This window comes from Streptomyces sp. NPDC053076, from assembly GCF_044546845.1.
Lineage (GTDB): Bacteria > Actinomycetota > Actinomycetes > Streptomycetales > Streptomycetaceae > Streptomyces.
Map to the genome: position 1 here is coordinate 697,201 of NZ_JBITZL010000001.1, position 20,264 is coordinate 717,464.

General features: G+C 72.2%; 18 protein-coding genes, 1 tRNA gene and 2 pseudogenes. 15 read left to right on the forward strand and 6 right to left on the reverse strand.

The features are described from left to right. Window positions 1-128 precede the first annotated feature (128 nt). The gene (locus ACIGYR_RS02990) at window positions 129-914 is read left to right on the forward strand and encodes an SGNH/GDSL hydrolase family protein (protein ID WP_399605726.1); all 786 of its coding nucleotides are present in this window, start codon (window positions 129-131) and stop codon (window positions 912-914) included. Window positions 915-1,161: 247 nt separating this feature from the next. Here ACIGYR_RS02990 and ACIGYR_RS02995 read toward each other — a convergent pair whose 3' ends face one another. Continuing rightward, window positions 1,162-1,782: a TetR/AcrR family transcriptional regulator gene (locus ACIGYR_RS02995; protein ID WP_399605334.1), complete on the reverse strand. Its 621-nt coding sequence runs from the start codon at window positions 1,780-1,782 to the stop codon at window positions 1,162-1,164. A gap of 48 nt (window positions 1,783-1,830) precedes the next feature. After that, entirely contained in the window at window positions 1,831-3,009 is a 1,179-nt protein-coding gene (locus ACIGYR_RS03000; protein ID WP_399605332.1) for a Glu/Leu/Phe/Val dehydrogenase dimerization domain-containing protein, read from the reverse strand. Between the two features lie 330 nt (window positions 3,010-3,339). Here ACIGYR_RS03000 and ACIGYR_RS03005 point away from each other — a divergent pair, with 330 nt between their 5' ends. From ACIGYR_RS03005 to ACIGYR_RS03060, 12 genes and pseudogenes are all read left to right on the forward strand, one after another. Then, window positions 3,340-4,506 carry an MBL fold metallo-hydrolase gene (locus ACIGYR_RS03005; RefSeq protein WP_399605330.1) on the forward strand — a complete coding sequence of 389 codons (1,167 nt, stop codon included), beginning with the start codon at window positions 3,340-3,342 and terminating at the stop codon, window positions 4,504-4,506. Between the two features lie 546 nt (window positions 4,507-5,052). Continuing rightward, complete coding sequence (locus tag ACIGYR_RS03010; protein ID WP_399605328.1) at window positions 5,053-7,518, forward strand: sensor histidine kinase; 2,466 nt, start codon at window positions 5,053-5,055, stop codon at window positions 7,516-7,518. 77 nt (window positions 7,519-7,595) lie between these two features. Beyond that, entirely contained in the window at window positions 7,596-8,030 is a 435-nt protein-coding gene (locus ACIGYR_RS03015) for a roadblock/LC7 domain-containing protein (protein ID WP_391842091.1), read from the forward strand. A 2-nt stretch (window positions 8,031-8,032) separates the two neighbouring features. Then, entirely contained in the window at window positions 8,033-8,404 is a 372-nt protein-coding gene (locus ACIGYR_RS03020) for a DUF742 domain-containing protein (protein WP_391842093.1), read from the forward strand. Next, window positions 8,382-8,981: an ATP/GTP-binding protein gene (locus ACIGYR_RS03025; protein WP_391842095.1), complete on the forward strand. Its 600-nt coding sequence runs from the start codon at window positions 8,382-8,384 to the stop codon at window positions 8,979-8,981. The genes ACIGYR_RS03020 and ACIGYR_RS03025 overlap by 23 nt, the downstream gene beginning before the upstream one ends. Before the next feature lie 61 nt (window positions 8,982-9,042). After that, complete coding sequence (locus ACIGYR_RS03030) at window positions 9,043-9,618, forward strand: GAF domain-containing protein (RefSeq protein WP_391842097.1); 576 nt, start codon at window positions 9,043-9,045, stop codon at window positions 9,616-9,618. A 211-nt stretch (window positions 9,619-9,829) separates the two neighbouring features. Beyond that, window positions 9,830-10,858, forward strand: coding sequence for an L-threonine 3-dehydrogenase (tdh, locus tag ACIGYR_RS03035; RefSeq protein ID WP_391842099.1), 1,029 nt, complete (start codon window positions 9,830-9,832; stop codon window positions 10,856-10,858). A 145-nt stretch (window positions 10,859-11,003) separates the two neighbouring features. Further along, window positions 11,004-12,197 carry a glycine C-acetyltransferase gene (locus ACIGYR_RS03040; protein WP_391842101.1) on the forward strand — a complete coding sequence of 398 codons (1,194 nt, stop codon included), beginning with the start codon at window positions 11,004-11,006 and terminating at the stop codon, window positions 12,195-12,197. A gap of 30 nt (window positions 12,198-12,227) precedes the next feature. Then, window positions 12,228-13,130 carry a LysR family transcriptional regulator gene (locus ACIGYR_RS03045; RefSeq protein WP_391842103.1) on the forward strand — a complete coding sequence of 301 codons (903 nt, stop codon included), beginning with the start codon at window positions 12,228-12,230 and terminating at the stop codon, window positions 13,128-13,130. 21 nt (window positions 13,131-13,151) lie between these two features. Continuing rightward, a pseudogene (locus ACIGYR_RS03050) lies at window positions 13,152-13,285 on the forward strand (GNAT family N-acetyltransferase); the annotation flags it as partial. A gap of 86 nt (window positions 13,286-13,371) precedes the next feature. Next, complete coding sequence (locus ACIGYR_RS03055) at window positions 13,372-13,731, forward strand: MmcQ/YjbR family DNA-binding protein (protein ID WP_399605324.1); 360 nt, start codon at window positions 13,372-13,374, stop codon at window positions 13,729-13,731. A gap of 130 nt (window positions 13,732-13,861) precedes the next feature. Then, a pseudogene (locus tag ACIGYR_RS03060) lies at window positions 13,862-14,041 on the forward strand (MFS transporter); the annotation flags it as partial. A 19-nt stretch (window positions 14,042-14,060) separates the two neighbouring features. Here ACIGYR_RS03060 and ACIGYR_RS03065 read toward each other — a convergent pair. Together ACIGYR_RS03065 and ACIGYR_RS03070 are read right to left on the reverse strand one after the other, a co-directional pair. Further along, window positions 14,061-14,981: a transketolase family protein gene (locus ACIGYR_RS03065; protein WP_399605322.1), complete on the reverse strand. Its 921-nt coding sequence runs from the start codon at window positions 14,979-14,981 to the stop codon at window positions 14,061-14,063. A 32-nt stretch (window positions 14,982-15,013) separates the two neighbouring features. Next, the gene (locus ACIGYR_RS03070; RefSeq protein ID WP_399605320.1) at window positions 15,014-15,721 is read right to left on the reverse strand and encodes a transketolase; all 708 of its coding nucleotides are present in this window, start codon (window positions 15,719-15,721) and stop codon (window positions 15,014-15,016) included. Between the two features lie 125 nt (window positions 15,722-15,846). Between ACIGYR_RS03070 and ACIGYR_RS03075 the strand changes: the two genes are divergently transcribed. After that, a tRNA-Pro gene (locus ACIGYR_RS03075) sits at window positions 15,847-15,920 on the forward strand. A gap of 181 nt (window positions 15,921-16,101) precedes the next feature. Then, window positions 16,102-16,887, forward strand: a complete 786-nt coding sequence (locus tag ACIGYR_RS03080) for a thioesterase II family protein (protein ID WP_399605318.1) — start codon at window positions 16,102-16,104, stop codon at window positions 16,885-16,887. Window positions 16,888-16,941: 54 nt separating this feature from the next. Here the strand turns inward: ACIGYR_RS03080 and ACIGYR_RS03085 are convergent, their stop codons facing one another. Beyond that, window positions 16,942-18,504, reverse strand: coding sequence for a long-chain fatty acid--CoA ligase (locus ACIGYR_RS03085; RefSeq protein WP_399605723.1), 1,563 nt, complete (start codon window positions 18,502-18,504; stop codon window positions 16,942-16,944). After that, window positions 18,501-20,045, reverse strand: coding sequence for a class I adenylate-forming enzyme family protein (locus ACIGYR_RS03090; protein ID WP_399605316.1), 1,545 nt, complete (start codon window positions 20,043-20,045; stop codon window positions 18,501-18,503). The genes ACIGYR_RS03085 and ACIGYR_RS03090 overlap by 4 nt, the downstream gene beginning before the upstream one ends. Window positions 20,046-20,264 lie beyond the last annotated feature (219 nt).

Consider the following 20,264-nt stretch of genomic DNA (forward strand, 5'->3'; position numbering starts at 1 on the left):
ATATCGCAAACTCTTTACGAGTGGCCCATCTCACCGTTCGTCAACCTCGGCCTACGGTCGCGTAAGTCACATCCGAAGGTGAATCATGGTCCGACGTGGCAGACGATTCGAAGAGTGACAACAGATCAGTGATCGGGTCGTACGTGGCGGTGGGGGACAGCTTCACCGAGGGCGTCGGCGACCCCGGGCCCGACGGGGCGTTCGTGGGCTGGGCCGACCGGTTCGCGGTGTTGCTGGCCGACCGGCGCCCCGAGGGCGACTTCCGGTACACCAACCTCGCCGTGCGCGGGAAGTTGCTGGACCAGATCGTGGCCGACCAGCTCCCGCAGGCCGTGGACATGGCCCCGGACCTGGTCTCCTTCTGCGCGGGCGGCAACGACATCATCCGCCCGGGCACCGATCCGGACGAGGTGGCCGAGCGCTTCGAACGCGCCGTGGCCCAACTGGCCGAGGCCGCCGGCACCGTGCTGGTGACGACCGGGTTCGACACCCGCGGCGTCCCCTTGCTCAAGCATCTGCGGGGCAAGATCGCCACCTACAACGGGCATGTCCGGGCCATCGCCGACCGGTACGGCTGTCCCGTCCTGGACCTGTGGTCCCTGAAGTCCGTGCAGGACCGCAGGGCTTGGGACAGCGACCGGCTGCACCTCTCGCCCGAGGGGCACACGCGCGTGGCGCTGCGGGCCGGACAGGCCCTCGGTCTGGAGATCCCGGCCGACCCGGAACAGCCGTGGCCGCCGCTGCCGCCCCGGGGCACCCTGGACATCCGCCGTGACGACGTCCAGTGGGCGCGCGAGTACCTCGTCCCCTGGATCGGGCGCCGGCTGCGCGGAGAGTCCTCCGGCGACCATGTGACCGCCAAGGGCGCGCTGTCGCCGGACGACATCAAGACGTGGATCGCCTCCGTGGCCTGACACCGCCGACCACACCCCGGACCGCCTGCGCACGCGGTCCGGGGTGGCGCGCACAAGCTGTTCCGGGCGGCTCGCACTGGCCGGTTGCGACCGGCTCGTTCAAGCGGCTGCGGATCGCCTGGGCCTCGTACCAGCGGTTCGAAGTGGCGCACACGAGCGGTCGGGGTAGCTCAAGCGGTGCGGGGTGGCTCACGCACGCGGTCCGGGGTGGCTCGCGGAAGCGGTTCCGGGCGGCTCGTGCGCGCGTTCACCGCTCCCGTTCGGTCAACGCCGCCAGGTCCAGGCCCAGTTCCCGGGCGAGGGCGTCGTCCACCCACTCCTGCGCCCGGGACCGCGCGACCGCGCCCGGGTACGACGTCAGCTGCACAGCCAGCCCGTCCAGCAGCGCGGTCAGCCGAAGCGCCGCACCGACAGGATCCGCGCACACGAACTCGCCGGCCGCCACGCCCTCGGCGAGGACCTCCGTGAGCGCGGCCTTCCACTGCCTGTCCAGGTCCCGGGTGACCTCCCGCAGGGCCGGCTCGCGCAGGGCCACCGCCCAGCCCTCGATCCACAACCGCCACCCCTTCGCCTGGCCGGTCGGCGCGTACCAGCGCACCGCCGCCCGCAGTCGGCGCAGCGCGGTGGTCCGCCGGCCGAGCAGCTTGCGCAGGTGCGCGAGGTCGCCCTCGGCCGCGTAGGTGAACGCGGCGGCGACCAGCTTCTCCTTCGTGGAGAAGTGGTACAGCACCAGCGCGTTGCTCACCCCGAGGCTCGCGGCCACGTCGGCGATCCTGACCGCCGCCACGCCCCGCGCCTCGATCTGCTCGATGGCGGCCCGCAGCAGTTCCTCCTGCCGCTCCGCCACGCTCAACCGCACTCTTGCCACGCGGTCACACTAGTCGTTCACCCGGTGCCGCCGAAGCCGTCGGATCCCTCAGCGGTACCAGCCGAACCGTTCCGCGATCACCGGCAGCCGTTCGGTCACCAGGGCGTGGGCCGCCGCCCGCGGGGTCGTCCCGTCGGTCTCGGCGCGGTCGAGCATCAGGCCGACCAGGGCGCGCATCGAGCGGCGGATGTACGCGAACGCCTCGTCGGCGTCCGCGCCGATGTCGCCGAACAGGGTCCACCACCACCAGGCGTTCGTCCCGGAGTTGACCACCACGTCCGGCAGCACCGTCACCCCGCGCGCGGCCAGCGGCGCCTCCGCCTCGGGCACGACCGGCATGTTGGCGGCCTCCACGATCCAGCGAGCCCGGACGCGCTCCTGGTTCGCGCTGTCGACCGCGTACGACACGGCGGCCGGTACCAGCACCTCCGCCTCCGTGGACAGCCATGCGTCGCCCGGCAGTTCCCGGTCGTCCGGGCGCAGCGCGCCGCGGTCGACAGCGCCGTAGCCGTCCCGCGCCGCCAGCAGCGCCTCCACGTCGAGCCCCGCCGGATTGGCGATCGTGCCCTTGAGGTCGGCGACGGCCACCACCGTCAGACCCGCGCGCGCGAGGAAGCGCGCGGTGGCCCCGCCCATGGTGCCCAGTCCCTGCACGGCGACCCGCGTGCCCGCGTACGGCACCGCCGCCCGGTCCAGGGCCGCCAGCACCGACTCGGCGACCCCGCAGCCGCCGGCCAGCTCGTCCAGGCCGATGCCGTCCACCTCCACCGCGAAGGCGGCCGCGAGTCTTTGCCGGGCCGCCGACTCGTCGTCCAGCAGCGGATACACCGCCTGGATGGAGGAGACCAGGCCCGCCTCGGCCGCCGCGCGGTCCACCAGGTCCTGGCTGAGGCCCAGGTCCTCGCCGGTGGTCCAGCAGCTCTCGATGTACGGCGCCATGGCGCGCAGGTAGCGGACGAGGAGCCCGTACGCGCGTGGGTCCCGCGGATCGCAGTCGATGCCGCCCTTCGCGCCGCCGAGGGGGATGTAGCGGCCCTCGGGGTCGTAGTGCAGGGCCTCCTTCATCGTCATGCCGCGGGCCAGACCCGCCACCTCCTCCAGCGTGCAGCCCGGCCGCATCCGCAGTCCGCCGCTGGCCACCCCCCGCACCAGCCGGTCCACGACCAGGAAGCCCTGGCGGCCGGTGACGTGATCGGTCCAGACGAGCGAGATCAGGGGGGTGGTCATGGGGTCTCCGATGGGGGCGGGAGCGGATACCGAAGGGAGCGGGGCTGACGTCGAAGGAGCGGGGACGGACGGCGGAGGAGCGGGGCCGGGTGGCGCAGGAGCGGGGGCGGGTTGCGAGGGGAATCATGGCGGATGCCGAGGGAACGAAGGCGGCACCGACGGGGACGACGGCCGACGCTACTGAACGGTGAGTCAGTGTCCGGAGGCGGTCGGACCCCTGTCAACGCGCTGAACGGATCTTCAGTATCCGCGGAGCGCACCCTGCCGTGCCCGGACCGTCGGAGGGGCCGACCATAATGGAGGGCCTCACCCACTCCACCGGGAGGTACCGTGACCGGTTTGCGTTCTTCGAGCTCCGGGCTGCGCGCGCTGCGGCCCGCCGCTTTCGGCGCGGACCCGGGCGGTGAGCGCCTGGCACGCATCCGCCGCTCGCCGCACTTCAAGGACGGTGTCTTCCAGAACCCCGGCGGCCCCGCACGCACCCGGCCCTCCGGCTCCACTCTCGACCTCGCCAAGGTGTTCCTCGACAAGGACACCCGGCCGCTGCGGGCCCCCAAGGGCACCGTCCCGGTGCACCCCACCACCTTCGCCGACCTGGCCAAGCCGCCCGCCACCGGACTGCGGCTGACATGGCTGGGCCACTCGAGCGTGCTCGCCGAGATCGACGGTCACCGGGTCCTGTTCGACCCGGTCTGGGGCGAGCGCTGCTCCCCGTTCCCCTTCGCCGGGCCGAAGCGGCTGCATCCGGTGCCGCTGCCGCTGGCCGCTCTCGGCCCGGTCGACGTGGTCGTCATCTCCCACGACCACTACGACCACCTGGACCTGCCCAGCATCAAGGCGCTGGCCGGCACGGACACCCTGTTCGCCGTGCCGCTCGGCGTCGGCGCCCACCTCGAACACTGGGGCGTCTCCCCGGACCGGCTGCGTGAGCTGGACTGGCACGAGTCCACCCGGGTCGGCGGACTCACCCTCACCGCCACCCCGGCCCGCCACTTCTGCGGCCGGGGCCTGCGCAACACCCAGCACACCCTCTGGGCGTCCTGGACCGTCTCCGGCGAGGAGCACCGGATCTACCACAGCGGCGACACCGGCTACTTCGACGGCTTCAAGGACATCGGCGCCGCGCACGGTCCGTTCGACGCCACGATGATCCAGATCGGGGCGTACAGCGAGTTCTGGCCCGACATCCACATGACCCCCGAGGAGGGGCTGCGCGCCCACCTCGACCTTCAGGGCGGAGCGCCGCACGGCGCGCTGCTGCCGATCCACTGGGGCACCTTCAACCTCGCCCCGCACCCCTGGGCCGAGCCCGGGGAGTGGACCAAGGAGGTCGCCGAGGAGGCCGGCCAGGCGGTGGCCCTGCCCCGCCCCGGCGAGCCCTTCGAACCCGCCGGCAAGCTGCCGGCGGAGGCGTGGTGGCGAGGCGTGTCGGGAGACATGCGGCGCACCTGGCGCTCGGTCGGGGCGTTCGTCGCGGAGCCGCCGGCGCGGGGCTGACGACCCTTCCGCCCGACAGCCGCCACCTCAGGGGGAGCCGGACAGGCTCCCCCTTCGTGCTGTCGTGCGCCGTTCTGGCCGCGGTAGCGCCCGGCCTCGCATGCCACCAATGCAAGGCCAAAGTCGACACTCTCCGTGACGATCACGGGCGAGCGGCGCCCGGGGGATGGGCGGGGTGGAGGTCGCCGGTCGAGTCGCAGACCGGGCGTCGCGGCAGGGCGAGCGGTCGGCCCGGCCGGACGCCGTTCCCCGGGCCGCCTTCCTCTCGTGATCGCTTTTGATCAGGTCTTTTCGTTGCCTTTCGGCTCGGTCAGCGCGACCCGGCCCGGTTATCGGTCTGTCGTACGACGCTTCATACCAGAGCGGGACGCGCCTCGGATGCTTTTGTCAACTGCCCACCGCACGTGAGGCGCAGGCAACTACTGTGAGTGTCCGTCGCGGCGGGAGGCGGGGTTCGCCGGTTCCGCCGACCGACACCGCGATGACCCATGCCCGCCTCGCGCACCGCGTGAGGACCAGGCCCGACGGACCAGTACGAGGACGCAGATGTCTCACCTCCGAGCACCGGCCGCCCGCGACGACCGTCGCGAGGGCGGCCGACACGGGCGTCCGATGGCCCGTCCCGCTCCCGCACTGTCCGAGACGCACATACGGCCCCAGCTCATGAGGCTCGCCGTCCTGCCCCCCCTCGCGGTCGCGCTCAGCGCCAGCGCCGCGGTCCTGTTCAGCATCCGCTCCACCGGCGCACGCACCGGTCCCGTCCTGTGGGCCGTGCTCTCCGGAGCGGTCGCCGTGGCCGTCGCCGGCATCCTGATCGCCGCCGTGGCCGCCGACCGCGCCGCGCGGACGGTCTCCGACCGCGTCGACGCACTCCGCCGCACCGCCGCACGCGGCGAGGCCGACCTGCACACCCTGGTCGACGCGCTGCGGCAGGGCGAGGTCCCGCCGCGGCGCGGCCCGCGCCGCCGACCCCCCGCGGACGCCGACGACTTCGAGTTGCTCGCCGCCGACCTTTCCCGCGCGCACGACGGCGCCGTCACCGCCGTCGTGCGGGCCGCCCAGCTCTCCAGCCAGACGGGCAGCGAACAGAAGCTGGAGGTGTTCGTCAACCTCGCACGCCGGCTTCAGTCCCTCGTGCACCGGGAGATCTCGATCCTCGATGACCTGGAGAACGAGATCGAGGACCCGGACCTGCTCAAGGGCCTGTTCCACGTGGACCACCTGGCCACCCGGATCCGGCGGCACGCCGAGAACCTCGCCGTGCTCGGCGGCGCCGTCTCCCGCCGGCAGTGGAGCAACCCGGTCAGCATGACCGAGGTGCTGCGCTCCGCCATCGCCGAGGTCGAGCAGTACTCCCGGGTCAAACTGGTGCCGCCCATCGACGGCGAACTGCGCGGTCACGCCGTCGCCGACGTCATCCACCTGCTCGCCGAACTCATCGAGAACGCCACGGTGTTCTCCGCGCCGCACACCCAGGTGCTGCTGCGCGCCAACCTCGTCACCTCCGGGCTCGCCGTGGAGGTCGAGGACCGCGGACTGGGCATGCCCGTCGGTGAGCAGGACCGGATGAACGCCCTGCTCACCGATCCCGACCAGGTCAACGTCGCCAGCCTGCTGGCCGACGGCCGCATCGGTCTCTACGTCGTCTCCCAGCTCGCCCGTCGGCACGGCATCCATGTACGGCTGCAGAGCAACATCTACGGCGGTGTGCAGGCCGTACTCGTCGTCCCGCAGGCATTGTTGGGCAACGCGCCGATCGTGCCGGGGGCGGGTGCCGATGCCGCCGTACCCCAGCCGCAGCCGCAGCCGCAGCGGCAGCCGCAGTCCCAGCCCCAGCCGCAGCGGCAGCCGCAGTCCCAGCCCCAGCCGCAGCGGCAGCCGCAGTCCCAGCCGCAGGTCCCGCTTCCGGCGGACACCGGGGAGGCCCAGCGGGTACGGGCGTCCGTGCCGGCGCCCACGCAGGAACCGGGGGCCCGGCCGGGAGCCGGTCTCTCCTCCCACAGCGGGGCCGACGTCAAGAGCGCTACGGGGAACGGCCCTTCGACCGAGACCGGCTCCGCGACCGGGAGCGGTACCGGCGCCGGGGCGGGCCTCGCGGACGCTCCGGCCACCGGGCGGCGCCGGCACGCGCAGCGCGGATCCGGGCGGCGCGGAACGGAGAGCGCCACGCGTGGACGGCACGGAGGTGCCCCGCCCCCGCTTCCGGTACGCGGCGCCGACGAGAGGCGGCCCACCCCCGCCGAGGCCGTACCCGGCGTCAGCGCTGAGGACCGGGCGGTGGTGGAGGCGCATGGGGGGGTCCTGCCCACTCCTCGTCTAGGTCCCGTCCGCGGCACCATGGACAAGCCCCGGCTGCCCCGCCGGCGCGCCCAGGAGCACATCGTGCCCCAGCTGCGCGGCGGCCCGGCGCCCCGCCAGGACGCCGGCACCGTCGTAGGCCACGACCCCGGTCTGATGGCCGCCTTCCAACGCGGGATCGGACTCGCCGAGGCCCAGCAGAACCTCGAATCGGACTACGCGGAGCCGGAATACGGCACGCCTGCGCATGGCACGCCCATGCATGGCACCCCCGTGCATGGCACCCCTGCGCATGGCACGCCTGCGCATGGCACGCCTGCGCATGGCACGCCTGCGCATGGCACGCCCATGCATGGCACCCCTGTGCATGACACCCCCGTGCATGGCACGCCCGCGGCTGACGCCTCCGTGCTCAGGACATCGGCGTACGGTCACATGGGCTTGGATTCCGAGGGCTACCACCCCATGGGCACCCCCGACACGGGCTCTCGCACCATGGGCTCACACCACACGGCCTCCCCCCACATGAGCCCGGACCACATGGGCCCGGACCACCCGGCCTCTCACCACACGGTCCCGGACCACACGGGCTCGGACCACACGGTCCCCGAACCCATGGACCCGGCCCCCATACGCCAGGCGCATGCCCACGCGCCCGCGACCGACGGCAGTCGCGGTACCGGCCGCACCGAGGGGAGCGCCCCGGCCGGATGACCACCTCCGCACCCGCACGTCGTACCCCCACCCCCAGCGCTCCCGCAGATCTTCGTACCCCAAGGAGTCGATCCACCATGGCGAGCGATGCGCCGACCGTCCACGCATCCGACCTCGACTGGCTGCTGAGCGGCCTAGTGCAGCGCGTACCCCACACCACCAGCGCGGTGCTCCTGTCCTGCGACGGACTGGTGAAGTCCGTGCACGGCCTGGACGTCGACAGCGCCGACCACATGGCGGCCCTGGCCTCCGGCCTGTACTCCCTCGGCCGCAGCGCGGGCGTCCGGTTCGGTGACGGCGGGGAGGTCCGCCAGGTCGTCGTCGAACTCGACGCGACCCTTCTCTTCGTCACCACCGCCGGCTCCGGCACCTGTCTCGCCGTGCTGGCCGGCCGCGAGGCCGACGCGGCGGTGCTCGGCTACGAGATGGCGATGCTGGTCAAGAGCGTGCGCCCCTATCTCGTGACCGCCCCCCGGCAGCATGCCGTCGACTCCGCGGCGACGAGGACTTGAGCGTGGCCGCAGTCGGCGACGGGCCCTGGCTGGACGACGCGGCCGGGCGGCTGGTGCGCCCGTTCACGGTCAGCAACGGCCGCACCAAGCCCAGCATCGCCCTCGACCTGATGTCGCAGGTGATGGCCACCGGCGTCACCCCGCTGGGCTACCTGGGCCCGGAACACGCGCAGGCACTCGAACTGTGCCGCGCGCCCGTCTCGGTCGCGGAGGTGGCCGCGCAGCTGAAACTGCCCGCAGTGGTCACCAAGGTGCTGCTCTCGGACCTGGTCGACTGCGGTGCGCTGACCACCAAGCCGCCCGCCTACCAACACACACCCACTGACCGGTCTCTGCTGGAGGCAGTGCTCGATGGACTACGACGACAGCTCTGACCCGTTCCCCACCGCGCTCAAGATCCTGGTCGCGGGCGGGTTCGGCGTCGGCAAGACGACCTTCGTGGGCGCGGTGAGCGAGATCGCGCCGCTCAGCACGGAGGAGCTGCTCACCACGGTCAGCGTCGGCACGGACAGTCTCGACGGCGTCGAGAACAAGATGGAGACCACGGTCGCCATGGACTTCGGCCGGATCACCCTCGATCCGGAACACGTGCTGTACCTGTTCGGCACACCGGGGCAGGAGCGGTTCTGGTTCATGTGGGACGAGCTGTCCGAGGGCGCGCTCGGCGCGGTGATCCTCGCCGACACCCGCCGGCTGCAGGACTGCTTCGCCGCCGTGGACTTCTTCGAGGAACGCGGCCTCGCCTTCATCGTCGCGATCAACGAGTTCGACGGCTCCCACCGCTACGACGCCGAGGAGGTGCGGTCCGCCATCGATCTCGACCCGGCGGTCCCGGTGGTGCGCTGCGACGCCCGGATCTCCAGCTCCGGCGTGCAGACCCTGCTCACCCTCGTACGCCATCTCCTCGCCCACGCCCCGGCGCCCACGCCCAGCCATGGCGCCCACATGTGATCCCGACCTACCGCCCACGGAGCCCCTATATGAGGTACGCCCACAGCGACGGAGCCCGGCCATGAGCTACGAGCCGCCCCGACCCGTCCGGGGTCTGCTGCTCACACCCGAGGACAAGGAGGCCCCCGCCCGCGTCCACCGGTTGCGCCACCTCGGCCTGGCGGACCGGTCCGACCCTGTGCTCGACGCCTTCGCCGGCCACCTGACCCAGCTCACCGGCGCGCTCTACGCCATGGTCAACTTCATCGGCGAGGACCACCAGTTCTTCGCGGGCCTGAGCGCCCCCGCCACCGCGCCGATCGTGCGCGAGGACGGCAGCAGGATCGAGATCGGCCGGGTGCTGCCCCGCGACCATGGGTTCTGCCCCCATGTGGTGGTGCGCCGCAAGGCACTGGTGCTGGAGGACGTCCGCGACTACCCGCGGTTCGCGGGCAACCCGGTCGTCGACGAGCTCGGCATCCGCTCCTACCTCGGCGCCCCGCTCATCGACAGCTCCGGTATGGCGCTCGGCACCGTGTGTGCCGCCGACACGGCGCCCCGCGCCTGGGGCAGGCCGGGCCTGGAGACCATCAAGGCGCTCGCCGCCGACCTCGTCGTACGCCTCGAACGGAGTACCGGCGACGGTCTGCCTCTGTGACGCGAGAAGAGAGGGGTGAGGGGCGTGATTGAAGGCATTTCGGGGGGACATCGCGAGGGCATGAAGGAAAGCTGAGGCGCCGGTTAAGAAAAGCTCGATGGACCGCGGCTCGCGTATACGGCAGATTGCAGGGTGATTCCACCCCTCTGCCCCGGTGCGGGCTGCCTCGGCATGCCGGCGGGCCGGGACCTCACTCACAGGAGCCGTAGCGTTGAAGGCGCTGGTCAAGCAGAAGGCGGAGCCGGGACTCTCGCTGACGGACGTCCCGGAGCCCGCCATCGGCCCCGGTGACGTACTGATCAAGGTCATGCGGACCGGTATCTGCGGCACGGATCTGCACATCCGGGCCTGGGACGGCTGGGCCCAGCAGGCGATCCGGACGCCGCTCGTGGTCGGTCACGAGTTCGTCGGGCAGGTGGTCGAGGTCGGGCGGGACGTGACCGACATCCGCATAGGAGACCGGGTCAGCGGCGAGGGTCACCTGGTGTGCGGCAAGTGCCGCAACTGCCTGGCCGGCCGCCGCCACCTGTGCCGGGCCACGGTCGGCCTCGGCGTCGGCCGCGACGGCGCGTTCGCCGAGTACGTCGCCCTGCCCGCCTCCAACGTCTGGGTGCACCGGATCCCCGTCGACCTCGACGTCGCCGCGATCTTCGACCCGTTCGGCAACGCCGTCCACACCGCGCTGTCCTTCCCGCTGGTCGGCGAGGACGTGCTGATCACCGGCGCCGGTCCGATCGGCCTGATGGCCGCTGCCGTGGCCCGGCACGCGGGCGCCCGCAACGTCGTCATCACCGACGTCAGCGAGGAGCGCCTGGAGATCGCCCGCAAGATAGGGGTGAGCCTCGCCCTGAACGTCGCCGAGTCCGCCATCGCCGACGGACAGCGCGAACTGGGCCTGCGCGAGGGCTTCGACATCGGCCTGGAGATGTCCGGCCGCCCCGAGGCCATGCGCGACATGATCGCCAACATGACGCACGGCGGCCGGATCGCCATGCTGGGTCTGCCCGCCCAGGAGTTCCCGGTCGACTGGGCCCGGATCGTCACCTCGATGATCACCATCAAGGGCATCTACGGCCGTGAGATGTTCGAGACCTGGTACGCGATGTCGGTGCTGCTGGAGGGCGGCCTCGACCTCGCTCCGGTGATCACCGGCCGGTACGACTACCGCGACTTCGAGGCCGCCTTCGCCGACGCCGCGAGCGGAAGGGGCGGCAAGGTCATCCTCGACTGGACCGTGTGAGCCACGGCAGCGCGTGAGCCACGGCAGCGCGCAGGCCACGGCAGCGCGTGAGCCGTGGCAGCGCGCAAGCCGTGTGGGCGTGTCACCGCCGTCCCAGCCGTAGTCCGTGAACTCCCTTGCCCCGTCAGTACTTTCAGGAGTCCCCATGTTCAAGACCGTCCGCGACGACCTGCGCGTCACCCTCGACGAGATCCGCGCCGCCGGCCTGCACAAGCCCGAGCGGGTCATCGACACCCCGCAGTCCGCGACCGTGAACGTCAGCGCGGGTGGCCGCCCCGGCGAGGTCCTCAACTTCTGCGCCAACAACTACCTCGGCCTGGCCGACCACCCCGAGGTGATCGCCGCCGCCCACCAGGCCCTGGACCGCTGGGGCTACGGCATGGCCTCCGTCCGCTTCATCTGCGGCACCCAGGAGGTGCACAAGGAGCTGGAGGCCCGGCTGTCGGCGTTCCTCGGCCAGGAGGACACGATCCTGTACTCCTCCTGCTTCGACGCCAACGGCGGTGTCTTCGAGACCCTGCTCGGCGAGGAGGACGCGGTGATCTCCGACGCCCTCAACCACGCCTCCATCATCGACGGCATCCGCCTGTCCAAGGCCCGCCGCTTCCGCTATGCCAACCGTGACCTCGCGGACCTGGAGGCCAAGCTGAAGGAGGCGTCCGACGCCCGGCGCCGCCTGATCGTCACCGACGGCGTCTTCTCCATGGACGGCTACGTCGCGCCGCTCGCCGAGATCTGCGACCTCGCCGACCGCTACGACGCGATGGTCATGGTCGACGACTCGCACGCCGTCGGCTTCGTCGGACCCTCCGGCCGCGGCACCCCGGAACTGCACGGCGTCATGGACCGCGTCGACATCATCACCGGCACCCTCGGCAAGGCCCTCGGCGGCGCCTCCGGCGGCTATGTCGCCGCCCGCGCCGAGATCGTCGCCCTGCTGCGCCAGCGCTCCCGCCCGTACCTGTTCTCCAACACCCTCGCCCCGGTGATCGCCGCCGCCTCCCTGAAGGTCCTCGACCTGCTGGAGTCCGCCGACGACCTGCGCGTCCGGCTCGCCGAGAACACCGCGCTGTTCCGCCGCCGGATGACCGACGCGGGCTTCGACGTCCTTCCTGGCGACCACGCCATCGCGCCCGTCATGATCGGTGACGCGGCGAAGGCGGCCCGAATGGCCGAACTGCTGCTGGAGCGCGGGGTCTACGTCATCGGCTTCTCCTACCCGGTCGTCCCGCAGGGCCAGGCCCGCATCCGCGTCCAGCTGTCCGCCGCGCACTCCACGGACGACGTCGATCGCGCGGTCGACGCGTTCATCGCGGCGCGCGCCGAACTGGAGGGCTGACCAGGGCGGACGCCCTGGGATAATGGAGGCATGATCGAAGCGCGGCGGCTGCACATCCTCCGTGCGGTGGCCGACCACCGCACGGTCACCGCGGCAGCCGCCGCGCTCTACCTCACCCCCTCCGCCGTCTCGCAGCAGCTCACGGCGCTGGAGCAGGAGACCGGCCACCGCCTGGTCGAGCGCAGCGCCAAGGGGGTCCGGCTCACCCCGGCCGGCGAGATCCTGCTCAGCCACACCAACGTGGTCCTCGCCCAGCTGGAACGCGCCGAGGCCGAGCTGGCCGCTTACGGTTCGGGCGAGGCGGGCACGGTCACCGTGGCGGCCTTCGCGACCGGCATCGCCCAGGTGGTGGCCCCGGCCGTGGCCCGGCTCGCCGCCGCGGCGCCCGGCATACGGATCCGAGTCCAGGACGCGGAGGGGGACGCCAGCCTGCCCATGGTCCTGGACCGGCAGGTCGATGTCGCGGTCGCCGTCGAATACCGGGGCGCCCCGTCGGCCGACGACCCCCGCCTGACACACGTCCCGCTCTACGCGGAGCCGTTCGACGCGGTCGTACCCCTCCAACACCGTCTGGCAGACGCGCCGGAGGTCCCGCTCGCCGAACTGGCCAAGGACGCCTGGATCGGCCCGTACCCCGGCAACCCCTGCCACGACGTGGTGGTCCTCGCCTGCGAGAGCGCCGGCTTCCAGCCCCGTCTCGAACACTCCTCCGACGACTTCCGGGCCGTCGTCGCCCTCGCCTCGGCCGACGCGGGCGTGGCCCTCGTACCGCGCTCCGCGCTGCGCGGCATGGACCTCGCCGGCGTGGTCGTACGTCCCGTCGACGGCGTCGCGCCGACCCGCCGGGTCTTCGCCGCCGTCCGCCGGGGAGCCGAGGGGCATCCGCTGATCCACCCGGTGCTGGAGGCACTCGGCCAGGCGGCCCGGACGTGAGGCTTCCGTAACACCACCGACGGCCGCACCCTGCTCCCCCTCGACACCGAGACCGGCAGCCCCACCGAGCACCTGTACCGCTCGGCCGGCCGGGCCGCGGCCGGCACCCTCCGCGACTACGCGGCGAGCCCATGGGCGAGTTGCCCCCGACCTCTCCTGCAAGCGGCTGGAAGCCTCCTGCCGCCGGCGGTCGGACACTCCTCGCCGATGACTGTCAGTGGCAGCAGCTACGGTGCGTCGCATGCCGGATGCAGAAGACGTACGCCGAATCGCCCTGTCCCTGCCGGACACCACGGAGAAGGTGGCCTGGAGCATGCCCACGTTCCGGGTGGCCGGGAAGATGTTCGCGACCCTTCCCGAGGACGAGACGTCCATCGCCGTGCGCTGTCCCAAGGAAGAGCGGGAGGAACTCGTGCTGGCCGAGCCGGCGAAGTTCTGGATCGCCGACCACGAGGCCCAGTTCGCCTGGGTGAGAGCGAGACTCGCCGCACTGGAGGACGAGGACGAGCTGCGGGACATCCTGGCCGACTCCTGGCGCCAGGCCGCCCCGCCCCGACTCCTGGACACACACCCCGAGTTGGGGCTTCCGTCCGCGGACTGAAAAGCCCGGCGGACGCGGCCGGGGGATGGCATGATCCCGCGCGGCGGAAGCGGTACGCGGCGGCCGGCGCGGGGAGGCTCCGCCGGGCGGCGGCCGGACGGCGGGGAGGGCAGCAGTCGGGATGACCCCCGGCACCCGGGCCGCCACCGGCTCCGCGCTGCGCGCCTTCCGCGACGATCTCGTCGACGGCTGGCGGGAGTTCCGCTCCCGTACCTGGCTGTGGGGTGTGATCGCCGTCTGGTGCCTCTACATGATCGCCGTCTGGGGCCCGACCGTCCCCCTCGTGGCGACCGAGGTCGTCCGGCACCACGTCCACTGGCTCCGGGGGTTCACCCGCCCACCCGCACCCGCCCGGCGCCGACGAAGCGGCCGATCCGCTCCCGCAGGGTCGCCGCGTCCAGGCCGTGGGCGGCCACATGCTCCTCGATGGTGCCGTAGCGGCGCAGCTCACGGCGGCCGACGCCGAGGCCGAGCACCCGGTGCGGCACGTCGGACAGCGCCTCGCTCACCGCGGCCGTCGACGTACCCGCCAGGTACGGCTCGACCAGCACGACGTCCGTACCGGCCGCCTCGGTCGCCCGGCGCAGTCCGGCCGCGTCGAAGGGGCGCACGGTCGTCGCGTACAGCACGGTCACGTCCAGGCCCTCCGTGGCGGCGAGGACCGCGTCCAGCACCGGGCCGACGGCGACGACGACACCCGAGCGGCCCTCGCGGACCGTGACGAAGTGCTGCCCGTCGATCACCCGGCCCTGCCGGTTGGACTGCACGGACAGCCGGACGTACACCTTGTCGTCGCCCGCGGCGACCGCGTGGTGCAGCAGTGTCTCGGCCTCGTCCGGATGTCCCGGGACATGGACGGTCCAGCCGTCCAGCGTGTCCAGGAGGGCCACGTCGCCCGGAGCCATGTGGGTGAGGCCGCCGGCCGGCCAGTCGAAGGACGCCGCGGCGCTCACCAGCACCGCGCCCGCGTCCTGGTGTCCCAGATCCAGCTTGACCTGCTCGAACGGCCGCTCCACGAGGAAGCTGGCGAAGGTGTGCACGACGGGCCGCAGCCCGGTGAGCGCCAGCCCGGCCGCCGCCCCGATCAGCAGCTGTTCCCGGATACCGACGTTGATCACCCGGTCGGGATGCCGGCGCTCGGCCTCGCGGAACCCGTCCCGGCCGATCTCGGCGAGGACGACCGCGACCCGCGGGTCCTCGTCCAGCAGCCGGGAGACGACGGGGGCGAAACGGTCGCGCATGGTGTCCATGGAGGTGTGCCCTTTCCGAGAGTGGGTGGGGGTCAGGCGTTCTTCGGTTCGACGCGGGCCACGACCACGTGCGGCCGGCCCGGATGCGGCGCCGTGAACGCGGCGTGCAGCGCCTGGTGGTCGCGCCCGTCGACGGTCACCGCGGACCAGCCCGCGGCCTCGAACCGGGCGGCGATCCCGCCGGGCAGGCCATGGCTGGCGGAGGAGTTGTCGATCACGACGGTGTGCAGCCGGTCCAGTCCGGCCGGCCCGGCGAAGGCGATCGCCTCGTGGTTGCTGCCCTCGTCCAGCTCGGCGTCCCCGATCAGCACCCATACGGCGGGGTCCGGCCGGCCCTGTGCCCGCAGGCCCAGCGCGGTGCCGACGGCGATCGGCAGCCCGTGCCCGAGGGACCCGCTGCCGATCTCCGCCCCCGGCACCAGCACGCGGTCCGGGTGGTGCCCGAGCGGGGAGTCGTACGACCCGAAGGCCGGCAGCCAGTCGACGGGCACGAACCCCTTGGCGGCGAGCACGGCGTAGTACGCCATGGGTCCGTGCCCCTTGCTGAGCAGGAAGCGGTCCCGGGCCGGGTCGTCCCGCCGCTCAGGCGCGACCCGGAGGACCCGGTCGTAGAGCACCCACAGCACGTCCAGCGTGGAGGTGGCCGCCGGACCGTGCTTCTCGTCGCCGGTCATGAGCCCCATCAGCCGGGGCAGGTCGTCGTAGCCGTACGTACGGCTCTCGTCCGCTGTGATCGTCATGTCGACGATCGTGCAACCTCAACCAAACCTGAGGTCAATGGGCAAAGGGATGCGCGATCACCGACCCGAGTGCGGTATGGTTTCTCTGCGCGTTTCGACCGGGGAAACCCCAGGTCAAACGGCACCGGGACGTGGCGCAGCTTGGTAGCGCACTTGACTGGGGGTCAAGGGGTCGCAGGTTCAAATCCTGTCGTCCCGACTCTGCGTTTCGCAGGTCGGAGGCCGTTCTCTCGTGAAGGAGAGAGCGGCCTTCCGTGTGTGTGGGGGAGTCGTACCGGCTGCGGACCAGACTTGATCATTCAGCGCGCGTCGGGAAAGGTGGGGCCTCGGGGCGTCCTCGCTCGGACGAGCCCGTCAGCGCGACGAAACGGGGAGAGCACATGGCTGATGCGCAGGAACTGAGGCAACGCTGGATCAGGCGGTTCCACTCCGCGCCGGACAGTGACGTCACGGTGGTCTGCTTTCCGCACGCGGGCGGATCGGCCAGCTATTTCCAGCCGCTGTCCGCTCGCCTGACCCCCCGCGCCGAGGTGCTGGCAGTGCAGTACCCGGGGCGCCAGGACCGCCGCTCGGAACCCGCGCTCACCAGCGTCGACGCGCTGGTGGACGGCATCGTCGACGCGCTGCGCGAGCAGGCCGACCGGCCCCTGGTGTTCTTCGGGCACAGCATGGGCGGCACCCTCGCCTTCGAGACCGCGCGCCGTATGGAGGCGGAACTGGACGGGCGGCTGCTCGGGCTGGTCGTCTCCGGGCGCCGGTCGCCCGGCAGCACGCGCGAGGACACCGTGCACCTGCGGGACGACGCCGGGCTCATCGCACAGATACGCAAACTGGAGGGGACCGCCTCGGCGCTGCTGGACGACGAGGACGTGGTGCGCATGATCATCCCCGCGCTGCGCGCCGACTACACGGCGGTGGAGCGTTACGCCTACCGGCCGGGGCCCGCGCTGAGCTGCCCGCTGCGCGTCTACACCGGTGACACCGACCCGCAGGTGCGTGCGGACGAGGCGCGGGCCTGGGCCGAGCACACGCGTGCCGACTTCCGGGTCCGCACCTTCAGCGGCGGCCACTTCTATCTCGCCGAGCGCGGCGAGCAGGTGATCGCGGCCCTGTATGAGGACCTGACGGCCTTTCAGGAGCGGGCCGGCACCGCTGCCGGCCGCTGACCCGGCGGCCTCACGTGCCCGCGCCGGCCGGGACAGCCGGCGCGGGCCACGCCGTCAGCGACGGCCGGCGAAGCGGGCCACGAGTTCCCGTTTCAGCACCTTCCCGCTCGGCCCGAGCGGGAAGTCCTCGACGAACTCCACCAGCCGCGGGTACTTGTGCCCGGCGACCCGCTCCCTGCTCCAGGACACGATGTCCGCCGCCAGGTCCGCGTCCGGCACCGCGTCCGGCCGGGCCCGCACCACGGCGCACACCTCCTCGCCGTACCTGTCGTCGGGGACGCCGATGACGGCGACCTGGGCGATGGCCGGGTGGCGCATGAGCGCGTCCTCGACCTCCCGCGGGTAGACGTTGTAGCCGCCGCGCAACACCATGTCCTTCTTGCGGTCGACGATGGTCAGGTATCCGTCGGCGTCCTTCACCCCCAGGTCGCCCGAACGGAACCAGCCGTCGACCAGCACGGCCGCGGTGGCCTCCGGCCGGCCCAGGTAGCCGGCCATGACGTTGTGGCCCCGTACGACGATCTCCCCGATCTCGCCGGGCGGCAGCAGGTCGACGCGGCCCTCGACGTCGGCTGCGGCGATCTCCGCCTCCACGCCCCAGATGGGACGCCCCACGGTGCCGGGCCGGCGCGGCCACGCCTTCTGGTTGTACGCCACCACCGGCGACGTCTCCGTGAGGCCGTACCCCTCGTAGATCGGGCAGCCGTAGACCTCCTCGAATTCCTCCAGCACCTTGACCGGCAGGGCCGACCCACCGGAGAAGGCGCGGTCGAGGGCGGGGCGCCGGGCGTCGGCGGCGGCGGCGTCCAGAAGAGCGAGGTACATGGTCGGAACGCCCATGAACACGGTGCAGCCCTCGGTGACCATGAGGTCGAGCGCGGCGGGGCCGTCGAAGCGGCTCATGAGGACCAGGGTGCCGCCGGCCAGGAAACAGGCGCTCATCCCGCAGGTCTGACCGAAGGTGTGGAACAACGGCAGGCAGCCGAGCAGCACGTCGTCGGGGCCCAGGTCGAACGGCGAGCGCATCGTGGTGCTGATGTTCATCACCAGGTTGAGCTGGGTGATCATCGCGCCCTTGGGCCGGCCGGTGGTGCCCGAGGTGTACAGCACCAGTGCCAGGTCGTCGGGCGCGCGCGGTACCAGCCGGTCCAGGGGCTCCGCCCGCTCCGCGAGGACGTCCAGGCGCGGCGGACCGCCGACGCCCGCGACCGTGTCGGCGCCGTCCGGTGCCATGACGGTGAGCAGCGGGACCCCGGCCACCTCCGCCGCCTTCGCGCCCTGTGCCAGCATCGGCCCCGCGCACACCAGGGCCTTCGCCCCTGAGTCGCGCAGAACGTGGACGATCTCCTCGGCGCGCAGCAGCCCGTGCACCGGGACCGCCACCGCGCCGAGTGCCAGCACGCCGTAGTACACCATCGGGAAATGCGGGGTGTTGGGCAGCAGCAGGGCGATCCGGTCGCCGGGGCGCACACCGTGCTCCCGCAGTACCGTCGCGTACCGGCGGGTGGCCTGCCACAGCTCCGAGTAGGTGAAGCGTTCCGGGCCGAACACGAGCGCCGGGTGGTCGGGGCGTCGCCCGGCGGACTCGGCGAGGACGGAGGCGGCCGTCAGCATCAGGCGACGCCCGTGTGGAGCGCCGCCAGTGCCTGCTTGTCCGGCTTGCCCGCGCCCGTCAGGGGCAGAGCGTCGTGGAAGGTGACCACGGCGGGCGCGTGCTGGGGGGACAGCTCGGCGGCGACATGGCCGATCAGCGTGCCGGCGTCGGCGCTCGTGCCCGGGCGGCGCACGACGGCGGCGTGGATGTGTTCCACGCGGTCGTCGTCCACCACGCAGTACACGGCGGCCTGGGCGACCTCCGGATGGGTCAGCAGCGCGTTCTCGACATCCGTCGGATGGACCCGGATGCCGTTGGTCTTCATCACCTCGCCCAGCCGGCCGTGCAGGCGCAGGTACCCCTTCTCGTCGAGGGAACCGAGGTCGCCGGTGTGCACCCAGCCGTCGCGGACGGTCGCGGCGGTCAGCTCCGGCTCACCCCAGTAGCCGAGCATGGTGAAGGGGGTGCGCACGCACACCTCGCCGACCTCCCCGGGGGTGAGGTCTCGGTGGTCGTCCACGTCGCGGATGCGCACCTCGGCGGTCAGGCGTCCGACGGTGGCCCGCAGTTCGGGGTCGAAGTGGTCCGGCGGGATCAGCACGCTGATGCCGCTGGTCTCGGTGGTGCCGTAGAACTGCAGGAGCACCGGCCCGAACGCCTCGACGGCCTCCGCCAGCCGGGCCGGGGCGACGGGGCAGCCGCCGTAGGAGATGATCCTGATGCTGGACCGGTCCGTGGCGGCGAGGTCCGGGTGGTCGACCAGCATGTACAGCTGCGGCGGGGTGACGGTGAGCGCGGAGACGCGGTGCCGTTCCACCGCGCGCAGCACCTCACCCGGCTCGAACCCGTCATGCAGGACGACCGTTCCGCCGGAGGCGAGGGCGAGGTCGACGCCGGAGCCGTTGGAGTGGCTCACCGGCAGCGTCGACAGGTACACGACGGGTTCCGGAGACTGCAGTCCTGCCTGGAGGTACAGGCTCCGGACGCGGTAGGGCAGGGTGACACCCTTGGGCTTGCCGCTGGTCCCGCTGGTGAAGAGGACCACGGCCGGCTGTTCGGGGTCGGCCTCGACGGCGCCGAGGTCGAAGGAGTCCGGGTCGCCCGCCGACAGGTCCAGGACGTCGGGGCCGAGCGCGTCGAGCGCGGTGAGCCGGGGCGGCTCGGGAAGCCGCGCGCACAGCTCGCGGGCCGCGTCCGCGTTCGCCTTGTCCACGGCGAGGAACGTCGGCCGGGTCGTGGCGAGGATCTCGTGGCGGGCTGCGGCGGCCAGCTGGTCGGTGGGGTCCACCGCGTTCGTGGAGTGCAGGTGCACCACCGTGGCCCCGGCGAGGTTGGCCGCATAACGCAGGATTACGGTGGCCGGACTATTGGTGACGGTCAGTACCGCCACAATCGGAGTTTCATCTTCCTTGAAGTGCCGGCGCAGGACCTCCGCCGCCGCGAGAACTGTCCGGGAGAACTCGCCCGCGGTGTACTCCTCGCCGTCCCGCCACAGGGCGATCCGGTCGGGATCGGACGTCAACGCCTCCAGAACCCGGCGGGCGTAATTCTCGTTCGAAGTCACCGAAACTCCACTTCGCAGCACATTTTGGTCGGAGCAGGATTGCATGATCACGTGCACGAGGCAACAGGTGACTGACTTGTTGTCAGTTTCCGTACGGTCGGTCCCGGTTGCCGCTTGTCTGTGCCGAATAAGCGTCCCCGCAAGGAAGGTTGGACGCCATAGGCAAAGGGATGGTATACAGACCTTACTTCCCCCTGCCTCCTCGAAATCGAGGACGGC

What these genes read in the sequence shown, in the direction of transcription:
- ACIGYR_RS03030 (WP_391842097.1), top strand. Translation starts at nt 9,043, where the DNA reads ATGAGCTACGAGCCGCCCCGACCCGTCCGGGGTCTGCTGCTCACACCC.
- ACIGYR_RS03000 (WP_399605332.1), bottom strand. Translation starts at nt 3,009, where the DNA reads ATGACCACCCCCCTGATCTCGCTCGTCTGGACCGATCACGTCACCGGC.
- ACIGYR_RS03010 (WP_399605328.1), top strand. Translation starts at nt 5,053, where the DNA reads ATGTCTCACCTCCGAGCACCGGCCGCCCGCGACGACCGTCGCGAGGGC.
- ACIGYR_RS03025 (WP_391842095.1), top strand. Translation starts at nt 8,382, where the DNA reads ATGGACTACGACGACAGCTCTGACCCGTTCCCCACCGCGCTCAAGATC.
- ACIGYR_RS03070 (WP_399605320.1), bottom strand. Translation starts at nt 15,721, where the DNA reads ATGACGATCACAGCGGACGAGAGCCGTACGTACGGCTACGACGACCTG.
- ACIGYR_RS03065 (WP_399605322.1), bottom strand. Translation starts at nt 14,981, where the DNA reads ATGGACACCATGCGCGACCGTTTCGCCCCCGTCGTCTCCCGGCTGCTG.
- ACIGYR_RS03080 (WP_399605318.1), top strand. Translation starts at nt 16,102, where the DNA reads ATGGCTGATGCGCAGGAACTGAGGCAACGCTGGATCAGGCGGTTCCAC.
- ACIGYR_RS03040 (WP_391842101.1), top strand. Translation starts at nt 11,004, where the DNA reads ATGTTCAAGACCGTCCGCGACGACCTGCGCGTCACCCTCGACGAGATC.
- ACIGYR_RS03055 (WP_399605324.1), top strand. Translation starts at nt 13,372, where the DNA reads ATGCCGGATGCAGAAGACGTACGCCGAATCGCCCTGTCCCTGCCGGAC.
- ACIGYR_RS03015 (WP_391842091.1), top strand. Translation starts at nt 7,596, where the DNA reads ATGGCGAGCGATGCGCCGACCGTCCACGCATCCGACCTCGACTGGCTG.
- ACIGYR_RS03045 (WP_391842103.1), top strand. Translation starts at nt 12,228, where the DNA reads ATGATCGAAGCGCGGCGGCTGCACATCCTCCGTGCGGTGGCCGACCAC.